The sequence below is a fragment of the Chitinolyticbacter albus genome, from assembly GCF_024437655.1.
Classification (GTDB): Bacteria; Pseudomonadota; Gammaproteobacteria; order Burkholderiales; family Chitinibacteraceae; genus Chitinolyticbacter; species Chitinolyticbacter albus.
The window spans coordinates 64332-76584 of record NZ_JANBVF010000013.1 but is presented as its reverse complement, the minus strand read 5'-3'; the positions used below and the strand labels follow the sequence as shown (position 1 = coordinate 76584).

14 protein-coding genes are annotated in these 12253 nt (G+C 62.8%); 11 read left to right on the top strand and 3 right to left on the bottom strand.

The genetic code is table 11. The annotated features are described in order from the left end of the window. The first annotated feature begins 3 nt into the window (after positions 1-3). Together NLI84_RS09495 and NLI84_RS09490 are read left to right on the top strand one after the other, a co-directional pair. Positions 4-1008, top strand: coding sequence for a L,D-transpeptidase Cds6 family protein (locus NLI84_RS09495; protein WP_255989850.1), 1005 nt, complete (start codon positions 4-6; stop codon positions 1006-1008). Continuing rightward, positions 1009-2289: a L,D-transpeptidase family protein gene (locus NLI84_RS09490; protein ID WP_255989849.1), complete on the top strand. Its 1281-nt coding sequence runs from the start codon at positions 1009-1011 to the stop codon at positions 2287-2289. It begins immediately after the preceding gene. Between the two features lie 67 nt (positions 2290-2356). On the opposite strand, the gene NLI84_RS09485 is transcribed toward NLI84_RS09490, so the two are convergent. Together NLI84_RS09485 and NLI84_RS09480 are read right to left on the bottom strand one after the other, a co-directional pair. Next, positions 2357-3097 (bottom strand): beta-ketoacyl-ACP reductase, encoded by a 741-nt coding sequence (locus NLI84_RS09485; RefSeq protein ID WP_255989848.1) that lies wholly within the window; start codon positions 3095-3097, stop codon positions 2357-2359. A 137-nt stretch (positions 3098-3234) separates the two neighbouring features. Then, positions 3235-3543 (bottom strand): DUF3579 domain-containing protein, encoded by a 309-nt coding sequence (locus NLI84_RS09480; RefSeq protein WP_255989847.1) that lies wholly within the window; start codon positions 3541-3543, stop codon positions 3235-3237. 207 nt (positions 3544-3750) lie between these two features. Between NLI84_RS09480 and argF the strand changes: the two genes are divergently transcribed. The 9 genes from argF to NLI84_RS09435 all read left to right on the top strand — a co-directional run bounded on the left by argF (position 3751) and on the right by NLI84_RS09435 (position 10443). Next, positions 3751-4665 carry an ornithine carbamoyltransferase gene (gene argF, locus NLI84_RS09475; RefSeq protein ID WP_255989846.1) on the top strand — a complete coding sequence of 305 codons (915 nt, stop codon included), beginning with the start codon at positions 3751-3753 and terminating at the stop codon, positions 4663-4665. A gap of 20 nt (positions 4666-4685) precedes the next feature. Then, complete coding sequence (gene leuE, locus NLI84_RS09470; RefSeq protein ID WP_255989845.1) at positions 4686-5318, top strand: leucine efflux protein LeuE; 633 nt, start codon at positions 4686-4688, stop codon at positions 5316-5318. Positions 5319-5392: 74 nt separating this feature from the next. Further along, complete coding sequence (locus NLI84_RS09465) at positions 5393-6610, top strand: argininosuccinate synthase (protein WP_255989844.1); 1218 nt, start codon at positions 5393-5395, stop codon at positions 6608-6610. A gap of 166 nt (positions 6611-6776) precedes the next feature. Then, the gene (locus NLI84_RS09460) at positions 6777-6977 is read left to right on the top strand and encodes a DUF2788 domain-containing protein (protein WP_255989843.1); all 201 of its coding nucleotides are present in this window, start codon (positions 6777-6779) and stop codon (positions 6975-6977) included. Between the two features lie 23 nt (positions 6978-7000). Then, positions 7001-7312 carry a pyrimidine/purine nucleoside phosphorylase gene (ppnP, locus tag NLI84_RS09455; protein WP_255989842.1) on the top strand — a complete coding sequence of 104 codons (312 nt, stop codon included), beginning with the start codon at positions 7001-7003 and terminating at the stop codon, positions 7310-7312. A gap of 52 nt (positions 7313-7364) precedes the next feature. Next, positions 7365-7880 (top strand): DinB family protein, encoded by a 516-nt coding sequence (locus NLI84_RS09450; protein ID WP_255989841.1) that lies wholly within the window; start codon positions 7365-7367, stop codon positions 7878-7880. Positions 7881-7890: 10 nt separating this feature from the next. Beyond that, positions 7891-8376, top strand: a complete 486-nt coding sequence (locus NLI84_RS09445; protein WP_255989840.1) for a YajQ family cyclic di-GMP-binding protein — start codon at positions 7891-7893, stop codon at positions 8374-8376. A gap of 15 nt (positions 8377-8391) precedes the next feature. Next, positions 8392-10212: a sensor domain-containing diguanylate cyclase gene (locus NLI84_RS09440; RefSeq protein WP_255989839.1), complete on the top strand. Its 1821-nt coding sequence runs from the start codon at positions 8392-8394 to the stop codon at positions 10210-10212. 33 nt (positions 10213-10245) lie between these two features. After that, on the top strand, positions 10246-10443 hold the full coding sequence (locus NLI84_RS09435) for a DUF3149 domain-containing protein (RefSeq protein WP_255989838.1): 198 nt from the start codon (positions 10246-10248) through the stop codon (positions 10441-10443). A 114-nt stretch (positions 10444-10557) separates the two neighbouring features. Here the strand turns inward: NLI84_RS09435 and NLI84_RS09430 are convergent, their stop codons facing one another. Continuing rightward, complete coding sequence (locus NLI84_RS09430; RefSeq protein WP_255989837.1) at positions 10558-12189, bottom strand: ArnT family glycosyltransferase; 1632 nt, start codon at positions 12187-12189, stop codon at positions 10558-10560. Positions 12190-12253: the final 64 nt, after the last annotated feature.

Genomic DNA, 12253 nt, shown 5'->3' with positions numbered 1-12253 from the left:
TTTATGAAATTTCGCGGTACCTTGCACCTGGTTTTGCCCCTGCTGCTGAGTGGCCTTGTTTACGCAGGCGAAACCGACGATATCCGCCACTTGGTGCAGGAACGGGAATATAGCGCGGCGCTGGAACGGGCCGACCGCTTTCTCGCCAAGTCGCCCAAGGATGCCCAGGTGCGCTTTCTGCGCGGACTGGCACTGGCCGAACTCGGTCGCAGCAACGAGGCGATCAAGGCCTTCACCAGCCTGTCCGAGGACTACCCACAGCTGCCCGAGCCGTACAACAACCTGGCGGTGTTGTATGCGCAGCAGAACCAGCTCGATAAGGCCCGTGCCGCGCTGCAGTTATCGATCCAGACCAACCCCAGCTATGCCATCGCCCACGAGAACCTGGGCGACCTGTACGCGCGGCTCGCCTCGCAAGCCTATGACAAGGCGCTGCAGATCGAAGGGCAGAACCGTCAGGTCGCCACCAAGCTGACCCTGGTGCGCGAGCTGTTCAGTGGCAGCGCGGTGGCACCGTCGCGCCCGGCCGTCGTTGCCGCCGCCCGCGCGACACCCACGCCGGTCAGGCTGGCCGCGGTGACGCGTGCACCCCAGCCGACGCCGCTGCCCACACCCAAGCCCATACCGACGCCGCCCCCCAAGCCCACGCCGCAACCGACACCAACGCCGGTGATCGAAGTGGCGGACCGCGCCGTCGAAGGCGCCTCCCGCGCCGTCGAAGCCTGGGCCGATGCGTGGTCGCGTCAGGATTTCGACCGTTATGTCGGCGCCTACTCGAAGAAGTTCGCCACGGCCGGCTGGGTCGCCGAACGTAAGCCACGCGTGCTGGGGCCCAAGGAAATCAACGTCAGACTCAGCGCGATCAAGGTCACGCTGGAAGGTGACGATAGAGCCATCGTGCGTTTCCGCCAGAGCTACAAGTCCGACCGGCTCTCCAGCAACACCAGCAAGACGCTGGTGCTGGAGAAATCGGGCAGCCGCTGGCTGATTGTGGAGGAGCGCATCTAAGTGGCGATCAAGCGCGTACTACCCTGGGCCAGGCTGCTGCTGTGCTTCGTACTGCTGGTGTTCTTCACCCCGGCGGCACAGCCGCGGCTGACCCCGCCCTGGCAATCCCCCCACGTCTTTGCCTTCGATGCGCCCGGTGTCGTGATTCAAGGCTCGCCGGAAGAAATGATCGTCGCCACCATTGATGCGGTGCGCGCCGGTCGCATGGCCGATGCCCGCGCCACCGTCGATGCGCTACTGGTCAAGGAGCCCAACTATCGCCTGGCCCATCTGGTGTCGGCCGATCTCTACGCGATGCGTGCGGCGCCATTGGCCAGCCTTGGCGGCGGTGCCATCGGCCCCAGCGACCGGCTCGATGATCTGCGGCGCGAGGCGCAGGTACGGCTGTTGCGCAGGGCCGACCCGCCACCGCTGGACAAGCTGCCAGCCCAGTTGCTGGTGCTGTCACCGCGCCAGAAGCATGTGGTACTCGTCGACGCCGAAGCGTCGCGCGTCTACCTGTATGCCAACGACAATGGCGTGCCACGGCACGTGACCGATTTCTACGTCACGGTGGGCAAACTCGGCACCGACAAGCTCAAGGAAGGCGACCAGCGCACACCGTTGGGCGTCTACTTCGTCACCAGCCATATGGACCGGCCGCAGCTCGACCGGATTTACGGCAGTTACGCCGATCTCTATGGTGTCGGCGCCTGGCCGATTTCCTACCCGAACGAGCTGGACCGGCGCGAAGGCCGTACCGGATCGGGCATCTGGCTGCACGGCAGCCCGGCCGAGACCTATGCGCGGGCGCCGCAAGCGTCCAATGGCTGCGTGGTCCTCACCAACGACGATATGCAGAAGCTCGCCCAGTGGCTGACGCCGGGCGAAACGCCAGTGGTCAATGTGGCACACGTGGAATGGCTGAGCCGCGCAGCGTGGCAAAGCCGGCACGACGCCGCGCTCGCCACACTGGAGAACTGGCGCAACGCGTGGCAGAACCGCGATACCGACCGCTATCTCGGCTTCTACGACGATGAGTTCCGCAGCAGCGAAGGCCAGGATCTGCCCAGCTGGCGACGCCAGAAGACCCAAGTGAATTCGGGCAAGAACTGGACCGAGGTGAAGCTCGATGATGTCAGCATCTTCGTCACCGGCAACGAACGCCCGATGTGGGTCGCAACCTTCAACCAGGTCTATCGCAGCGACACCTTGAACAACCAGATGCGCAAGCGTCTGTACTGGCGCCCGGACGGCGGCACCTGGAAAATCCACTGGGAAGGCCCGGCCCGCGCAGGCTGATCGAGCGAGCCCCCAAGCAAACGCCCCGCAATGCGGGGCGTTTTGTCTGTGGCACAGTCCGTGCGCCTTAGAGCGACAGACCGCCCGTGACCTCGATGGCAGCGCCATTGATATAGCTGGCGTCGTCGCTTGCGAGGAAGGCGTAGACGTTGGCGATTTCCTCCGGCTGGGCCAGGCGCTTCATCGGCACGCGCTCTTCCATCGCCTGGATGACCTTCTCGGGCATTGAATCGAGGATGGGCGTTGCGACAAATCCCGGGCAAACGGCGTTCGAGCGTATCCCCTTCTTGCCCAGCTCCTTGGCCCAGGTCTTCACAAAACCAATCACGCCGAACTTCGCCGCTGCGTAGTTGGTCTGGCCGAAGTTGCCATAGAGTCCAACCACAGACGATGCGTTCAGGATCACGCCGCCGCCCTGCTCGATCATGGTGTCGACCACGGCGCGCGCACAGTTGTAGACCCCTTTGAGGTTGATATCGATGACACGGTCGAATTGATCGTCGGTCATCTTGTAAAGCTGCGCATCGGCGACGATACCGGCATTATTGACCAGTACATCGATACGATTGAACTGCCGCTTGACGCCAGCCACCATTTCGCCGATCTGTGTCTTGTTGGTGACATCGACGATGAAGCCGATGGCTTCGGCCCCCTGGGCCACGATCTCGGACACCACGCGGTCGACCCCTTCGCGATTCACGTCACACACCACGACGCGTGCGCCCTCAGCGGCAAACTTCAACGCGGTCGCGTGGCCAATACCACTGGCAGCGCCAGTGATGATGGCTACCTTGTTCTTGAGTCGCATGTTTGATCCCCATGACTAGCACGACATTGCACGGTGCAATGTCGAATTCGTTGTAAGCATAGGGAGAATTGTGCGGCGCAGCAACTATTGCTGCACAGCAACAGACGCCCGGCATCGCCAGGGCAAGGCGGGCAAAATCAGGAGATCGGGGGCAGGTTCTGTTCGATCAGCGTGCGGCAATCGACGATTTGCAGATCGTTGTCGCGAGCGAAGGCCAGCAGGAACGCGAACACGCGCGGATCGATCTGTTCAAGCTGCTTGTCAACGGCAACGCAGCGCACGTTGTCCATCAGGATGGGGCGTACATAGGGTGCGTAGGACAGCTTTTGATCAAAGCCGAAGGTAGAGAGTATGCCAGAGAGGCGCTCTGCCCAGTCGCTGGGGCGAAACACGCGTCCGTTGCTGGTGAGACCCTGGATGATGATTTCGTATGGGTTGCAGATCATGACAACGACGCGGCCTGAGCAGGGTGTCCTGGTTACCTAAACACGGCCGGATTATAACACCGGCCCTGCTGCACCGCCCACAAAACGTTTGAAACGGCGCGTCACGAGAGCGGCAGGACTTGCCAGTGATGACGGCGACAAGAATAATGTTCGTTTTTCAATTCTAAGAGAGTAGCCTGCGGCAGCCCTACGCCCGGCCAGCACCTTATGCGCCATTATTTGCAATTCAAGGATTTCACCCGCGACGAGTACGAATACCTGTTCGAGCGGGCCAAGAAGCTCAAGGCACGCCTCAAGGCAGGTCAGCTGTACCAGCCCTTTGTCGGTCGCGTGCTCGGCATGATCTTCGAGAAGTCCTCGACCCGAACCCGTGTCTCGTTCGAGGCCGGCATGGCGCAATTCGGCGGCCACGCGATGTTCATGCAAAGCAAGGATACCCAGCTCGGTCGCGGCGAGCCGATCGAGGATGTCTCCAAGGTCATCAGTCGCATGGTCGATATCGTGATGGTACGCACCTTCGAGCAATCGATCATCGAGCGCTTTGCCGAGAACTCGCAGGTGCCGGTGATCAACGGGCTCACCAACGAATACCACCCCTGCCAGATCATGGCGGACATCTTCACCTATATCGAACACCGCGGCCCCATCACCGGCAAGACGGTGGCGTGGATCGGCGACTCGAACAACGTCAGCCGCACCTGGCTGCAGGCCGCCAAAATCTTCGATTTCAAGCTCAACCTCGCCTGCCCGCGCGGCTACGAGATGACGGTGCTGGACGGCGAGACCTACGGCAAGGATCACTTCGAGCAGTTCCACGATCCCTACACCGCTGCGCGCAATGCCGACATCGTCACCACCGATGTGTCGACATCGATGGGCTACGAGCGCGAAACACTGCAGCGCAAGAAGGATTTCATCAACTACAAGGTCTCGGAAAAGGTCATGCTGCAGGCCAAGGCCGATGCCGTGTTCATGCACTGCCTGCCGGCGCACCGCGGCGAGGAAGTCGATCCGGAAGTGATCGACGGCGCCCAATCCATCGTCTGGGACGAGGCCGAGAACCGCATGCATACGCAAAAGGCGCTGATCGAGTACTTGCTGCTCGGCCGCGTCGAGGACTAATCCACCACCATGAGCACGCCGTGACCCTGTTCGGCATCACCGATCTCGCCACCTATGCACTGGGCACCCTCATCATCATCCTGATGCCGGGGCCCAACTCGCTGTTCGTGCTGACGACGGCCGGTAAGCATGGGACGCGTGCCGGTTTTGCCGCGGCGGGCGGCGTGTTCTGTGGCGATCTGGCGCTGATGCTGGCAGCAGTGCTGGGCGTCGCCTCGTTGATGCACGCCTACCCGGTCGCGTTCGACCTCGTGCGCTACCTGGGCGCTGGCTACCTCGCCTGGCTGGGCATCAAGTTGCTGCTGGCACGCGCGAGGCCGACCAGCCAGCAGGAGGCACCCAGCGCGCCGACACCGCATCAGGCCTTCAAGCAGGCGCTCGGCATCTCGCTCGTCAACGTCAAGGCCATCCTCTTTTTCATGGCCTTCTTCCCGCAGTTCGTCGATCCCGGCTACCCGCATGTGGCGCTGACCTTCGCGCTGCTGGGTGGCATCGTTCAGGCCTTTTCCATGGCCTACCTCTCCGTGCTCATCCTCGCCAGCAGCCAGATTGCGCGCCGCATCGCAGCCCGACGAGGGCTGGCGAGCCTGGGCAGCCGGACCACCGGCCTGCTGTTCGTCAGTTTCGGCCTCAGGCTCGCCGTCGACCGCTGAACACCATCTAGACCGGCGCAGCGCCAGTAAGCGACGGTCGCAGGAACACACTGGCTTATCTCTTGGGGAACTCCATGTCTGATGTGAAAAAAGTCGTGCTTGCCTACTCGGGCGGCCTTGATACCTCGGTCATCCTGAAGTGGCTGCAGGACCAGTACCAATGCGAAGTCGTCACCTTTACCGCCGACCTGGGCCAGGGTGAAGAGCTGGAGCCGGCACGCCAGAAGGCGCTGAAGTTCGGCATCAAGCCGGAAAACATCTACATCGACGACGTGCGTGAGGAATTCGTGCGCGACTTCGTGTTCCCGATGTTCCGCGCCAACACCGTCTACGAAGGCGAATATCTGCTCGGCACCTCGATCGCGCGTCCGCTGATTGCCAAGCGCCTGATCGAAATCGCCCGAGAAACCCGTGCGGATGCCATCAGCCATGGCGCCACCGGCAAGGGCAACGACCAGGTTCGCTTCGAACTCGGCGCCTACGCGCTGATGCCGGAAGTGAAGGTCATTGCGCCGTGGCGCGAATGGGATCTGCTGTCGCGCGAAAAGCTGATGGCCTACGCCGAAACCAACGGCATCGAAGTGGACATGAAGCACAAGAACGGTGGCGCGCCGTACTCGATGGATGCCAACCTGCTGCATATCAGCTTCGAAGGTCGCCACCTGGAAGATCCGAAGGCCGAGGCCGAGGAAAGCATGTGGCGCTGGACGGTGAGCCCGGAAGCGGCGCCCGATGCCGCCGAATACGTCGACCTGGAATTCGAGCAGGGTGATGTCGTTGCCATCAACGGCGTACGCCTCAAGGCGCACGAAGTGCTGGCCAAGCTCAACGAGCTGGGCGGCAAGCACGGCATCGGCCGGCTCGACCTCGTAGAAAACCGCTATGTCGGCATGAAGAGCCGCGGCTGCTACGAAACCCCGGGCGGCACGATTCTGCTCAAGGCGCACCGCGGTATCGAATCGATCACGCTCGATCGCGAAGTGGCGCATCTGAAGGACCACCTGATGCCGCGCTACGCCGAGCTGATCTACAACGGCTACTGGTGGAGCCCGGAGCGTAAGGCATTACAGGTGCTGATCGACCACACCCAGGGCTATGTGAACGGCTGGGTACGCCTGAAGCTGTACAAGGGCAGCGTATCGGTCGTGGCGCGCGATTCCAAGGACACGCTGTTCGACCAGACCATCGCCACCTTCGACGATGATGGCGGCGCGTACAACCAGGCCGATGCGGGCGGTTTTATCAAGCTCAATGCGCTGCGCATGCGCATCGCCGGCAAGAAGGGCCGATAAACTTGCTGCACGGCTCAAGGGCTGCGTTGCGTGCTCGCTCACCCTCGGGCCGTACTACAAGTACTGTCCCGAGTACTCGCTGCGCGGCGCCTTGCCCTTGAACCGTTCGCGGCGTTTCTCCCTGATCGTTTGAACACCACCGACCATGCTCGACGCCTTAGCCCACATGTCCGAAGAGACCTTCACCACGCTCACGGTGTCGGTGTTCTGCACGGCGCTGATCGCCTACATGGGCTTCATCATCTACAAGCTCGCCAAGGACTCCAAGGCCGGCAAGTACGGCACGCTGGTGCTGTTCTTCGTGCTGGGCTTTGGCATGTTCGGCTTTATCGTCAAGACCATACTCACTGAAGTGCTGCAAAAATAAGCGGCACCCCACTGGAAAACATCATGAGCCAATTCGACAACGTCTCCGTCATCAAAGAAGCCAACGTCTACTTCGACGGCAAGTGTGTCAGCCATACCGTCATCCTCGCCGACGGCACCCGCAAGTCGGTCGGCGTGATCCTGCCGTCCAAGCTCACCTTCGGCACCGGCGCGCCGGAAGTCATGGAAGTGCTCGCCGGCAGCTGCAATGTCACGCTCAAGGGCGAAAGCGCCAGCAAGACCTATGCCGCCGGCACGTCGTTCGACGTGCCCGGTGACTCCAGCTTCGATATCGAAGTGACCGACACGCTGCATTACGTCTGCCATTTCGGCTAAGCCTGCCTTCCGGCCGCCCGCAGCGGCCGGATCAGGCGCCGAGGAGCTCTGCATGGACGCGAACTATCCGAGATTGATGGCTGCGTACAACCGCTGGATGAACCAGCGGCTCTATGCAGCCTGCGACCAGCTCGACGACACCACGCGTCACGCCGACCTCGGCGCCTTTTTCAAATCCATCCACGCCACGCTCGACCACCTGGTCTGGGGCGATACCATCTGGCTCGATCGTTTGCAGCAACAGCCGCTGCTCCCGGCCACCGCCAGCACCCTGCTCTACCCGGATTGGAGCGAGCTCAAGGTGGCGCGCGCCGCGCTCGATGAGCGGTTGGTCGACTGGGCCAACGGCATCGACTCCGCGTGGCTGATGGAAAGCTTCAGTTTCACCAGTCGCGTCTACCAGCGCGACTTCACCCAGCCGCGCTGGGTATTCGTCACCCAGCTCTTTAACCACCAGACCCACCACCGCGGCCAGCTGACCACGCTGCTCGCGCAGCTCGACATCGATTTCGGCATCACCGATCTGCCCATGCTGCCCGAGCTCGCCGATCCACACTGGCTTGCCTGAAGGAGCCCTCATGCCCTCGTTCGATATCGTCTCCGAGATCAATGAAGTCGAAGTCCGCAATGCGCTCGAACAGACCAACAAGGAAGTCGGCAACCGCTACGACTTCAAGGGCTCTGATGCCCGCATCGAGCAGTCCGACAAGGTGCTCACCGCCTTTGCCGACAGCGAATTCCAGCTCGACCAGGTGAAGGAAGTGCTGGTGAACAAGCTTGCCAAGCGTGGCGTCGACATCCGCTGCCTCGATGAGGGCAAGGTCGAAAAGGTGTCCGGCAACAAAGTGAAGCAGGTGCTGACGGTAAAGACCGGCGTCGATTCGGACCTCGCCAAGCGCATCGTCAAGCTGATCAAGGATTCCAAGATCAAGGTCCAGGCGGCCATCCAGGGCGATGCGGTGCGCGTCTCCGGGGCAAAACGCGACACCTTGCAAGAAGCCATTGCCCTGGTGCGCAAATCGGTCGACGATTTCCCGCTGCAATACCAGAATTTCCGCGACTGACAAATAAGCGATGCCATGAACTGGTCCCCGCGCCAAACGACGTCCATTACCGTCTTTATGATGCTGTTTGGCCTGGGCATGCTGGCCATCCTGGGTTTTCAGGTCAGCAGCTCCTACCGGGCCGAGGTGGCACGGGTACGCAACCAGACGGACAACCAGGCGCAACTCTTGGCGCTCAAGCTCTCGGGCACGCTGCGCGAGTTCGACCTGGTGCTGGGCGATCTGGCCGACCGGGTCGATCCTGAGGCCCTATGGGCTTCGCCAGAAGCCGAAGCGCTGCTCACCGCCAAACTGAAACAGCTGCCGCAGGCCGATGCCATCCAGTTGCTCGATGCCGCGGGGCAGCTGATCTCCCAGGTCGGCAGCGCCGATATCGCCCCCGTTCCGGGTAATGTGCTGGAAGCACTGGCCCATCCGCAGCACCTTAACCGCGCGTACACCCACGTCGACGGAAAGAATGGGCTGGTGCTGGCTCGCGGCATCAGCGCCGGCGATGGCCGTTTGGCCGGCGTCGTCGTGGCCCACCTGCCCGCGACCTATTTGCAACACGAGCTCGGCGAAGCCCGGATCGAACCGCATGGGGTGGTGCAGTTGCTCGATCGCAGCGGCGCCATGATCGCCGCCCATGCCCGCTCCGCCGTCGCCATCACCGCCGATAGCGCGCTGATGGCGCGGCTCTACGCCGGCAAGTACACCGACGGCGCGGCGCAGGCCCAGCGCGGCGGTGGCAATACGGTGCTGGCGAGCTATCGCCAGGTCGGCAGCACCACGCTCTTTGTCGTGGTCGGCGCATCGTCGCTCGACTACCTGGCGCGCTGGCGCACCAGCACGCTGTACTTCCTGTTCGGTGGCGGCCTGCTGCTGGCCATGGCACTGACGATGATGTATTTCTTCTGGCGCTCGCACCGGCTGGCACGCCATCTCAAGCAGAAGGAAGCGCGGCTCAATATCAGCGAATCGCGCTTCCGGCAGATGATCGAGACCATTCCGGTCGCGCTGATACTCGCGCGCGAGCCCGAACACCTGATCACCTACATCAACCAGCAGGGCGCGCGCACCTTCAATATTCCGCAAGCTGGCGCCTTGTCACTGCGGGCCTTCGATTTCTACGCCAGCAGCGACGACTTCGCCGAGCAGTTGAAGGCGGTGCGCGAAGCACTGGGCATACGCAATGTGGAAGTGCGGCTGCGGCGCTGGTCCGGCGAGGTGTTCTGGGCCAGCCTGTCGATGTCCAGCGTCGAGGTCGGCGAGGAGCGCACGCTGATGATTGGCGTGTCCGACATCACCGAACGCAAGCGGCTTGAGCTGGAACTGAAGCGCCGCGCCACCACCGATGGGCTGTCTGGCCTTGCCAACCGCGCGCACTTCATGGAAGTAGCCAATCAGGAGTTGCTGCGCGCCCAGCGCTTCAACCGGCCGCTGGCGCTGTTGATGGTCGATATCGATCACTTCAAGCGCATCAACGACACCTACGGCCACGATGTCGGCGATCTGGCCATCAAGGCCGTGGCGAGGTTGACCGAAGGCGCGCTGCGCGACGTCGACCTCGTCGCGCGCATGGGCGGGGAAGAGTTCGCCGCGCTGCTGCCGGAAACCACGCCGGACCTGGCCCGCGCGGTTGCCGAACGGCTGCGTCAGCGCATCGAGGCGAATGTGGTGAAGCTGGAGAACGGTACCGAGGTTCGCTTCACCGGCAGCATCGGCATCAGCGCGCTGCGCGACGAAGATCACCTGGTGGACGACCTGCTCAAACGCGCCGATGTCGCGCTGTATCACTCCAAGCACCAAGGCCGCAACCGCGTTTCCGTCCACGACGAGATGATCACGGCTTCTTGATCATCATCAAGCCGGCCGGTTCATGTCTATTGCATGCTGGCTCCAGTACCCAGTCTGGAGACCACCGTGGAAAACACGCCGCTTGAAACCCTGTTTACCTCACACATCGGCCTACTCAGCCTGTTCACCATCGGTTTTATCGTCGCCATGGCAGCCTATCTCTGCCTCTATGTACGGCGCCACGTGAAAGAAGACACGGCCGCCCATGAGCGCGAACTGAACCGGCAGTAAGGCGACGGCCCATCCGTCACCGCGGACTTGTTCAAAGGCGCTACCGGCCGACGGGATGCCACGCCCAGCGAGGCGCTGATGCGCGAGCACCCGCGTGCCGTGCGCGGCAAGGCGCTAACGTTCACCGCGATCGAGCAGGTAGAACCTCTCCTTCGCCTCGTCGCCACGTCGGGTATCGTTCCACACCGTCATCACGCCCGGCGGCACCTTCCCCTGGTGCAATTGCCAGCGGCAGTTTCGGGCCTGGTTACGATGCACCGGCAGCGTGGAGAAATAGTCGAGCGAGACCACCATTGCGGTGGCCACCTGGCTGACATCGATGCACCCGGCGCGCCCTTGCATGGCAACGACGAGCGAATCAGACACACCGCGATAGCTCTTGCTCTGATCGAGCCAGGGCAACCATAAACCGATCAAAACCCCCCAGACCAGCGTGGCGCCACACGCCCAGTTGGTCACCGCCAGCCGCCCGAGCGGGCGCTTGCGCGCGATCACGCGATACCAGCTCACCGAAATCGCCAGCGCGAACAGCAGCCCCAGCCATGCGATCTCGCGCGTGCCATCCGGGTTGAACTGGGCCAGGCGGCGCGTCACGCCACTGGAGAGTCCCAGCTGCAGCGCACCCCACGCCAACCACAATGCGGCAGCGGTCAGTCCGAAGGTCATCATGCCGAACCAGTTCAACGCCGACGCCGCTCCACGCCGCAGCACATCCACGCCAGGGACGGCCAGCAAGGAAAGCGGCACCAGCAGGGGCAGCAGCACGTAGTCGCGTACATCGCCGGCGGCGGCGAGCCAGAGCACCATCAGCGCTGCCATGCTGGCCGGCAGTATCACGCCAGGCTCGCGCCATTGGCGGCGACTGGACCAGCCCCCCCAAGCCGCCAACGGCAAGGCCGGCCAGGCAAACCAGATGACGGTGGACAGGAAAAAGCCCAGGCCGTGGAACAGCGTGAGTTGTGCCAGTCCACCAAACGGCCCCAGCGCCTCGTAATCCAGCCATCGGCTCAGTGCGGCAGGGCTGAACTGATGCAGCCACAGCGCCCAGACCGCGACCAGCGGCAATGCCAGCACCAGCGCCGTCACCAGCGTGACCGCGTACGACGCACGGCGCCACGGCTTGAACACGATCAGGATCAGCGCCGAACTCAAGGCCAGCAGGAAGTCCGCCCAATTGGTACCGAGCAGCAGCGTGAGCCAGGCAAGGCCCAGGATCGCACCCGCCAGCAACGGCTGGCGTTGCGAATGCGCCAATGCAAATGCGTGCCAGGAAAAAGCGGCCACCGTCAGCACCTGCGGTGCCAACTGGTGCCCCCAGATGATGAGGCCGATACAGCCGATCAAGACCAGCACGCCCACGCGCCCCTGGCGGCGGCCATACAACGCGCGGCCGGCCAGCCCCAAACCCCACAGCGCCAGCGCCATCCAGACGCCGGTCGCGAGGCGAGCCGCATCGTGGATCGGCAGCCCGAGCTTGGACAGCGGCCAGGCGATGATGGCGGCGCTCCAGTAATACAGCGGCGCGAACTCCAGGTAACTGACGTCGGCAAAGCGCGGCAGCACCCAGTAGTCCTGCTCGACGAAGCGTTTGACCACCGCCGCAGTTTCCAGCTCTGCCGGCTTCCATGGGTCGTGGCCAATCAGCCCCGGCAGCAGCCAGACGAGGCAGAGCACGATCAACAGCCAAGGCTTCTGCTGGGGGATTTCCGGCGCGGGCGTTGCGGACTGGGGAACGTAAGTCAGCATGGCGTATTCCAGGGTGCGACAGGCGCAATTATCGCTCAAAGCGCCACGGTGTCAGGGTCACAGG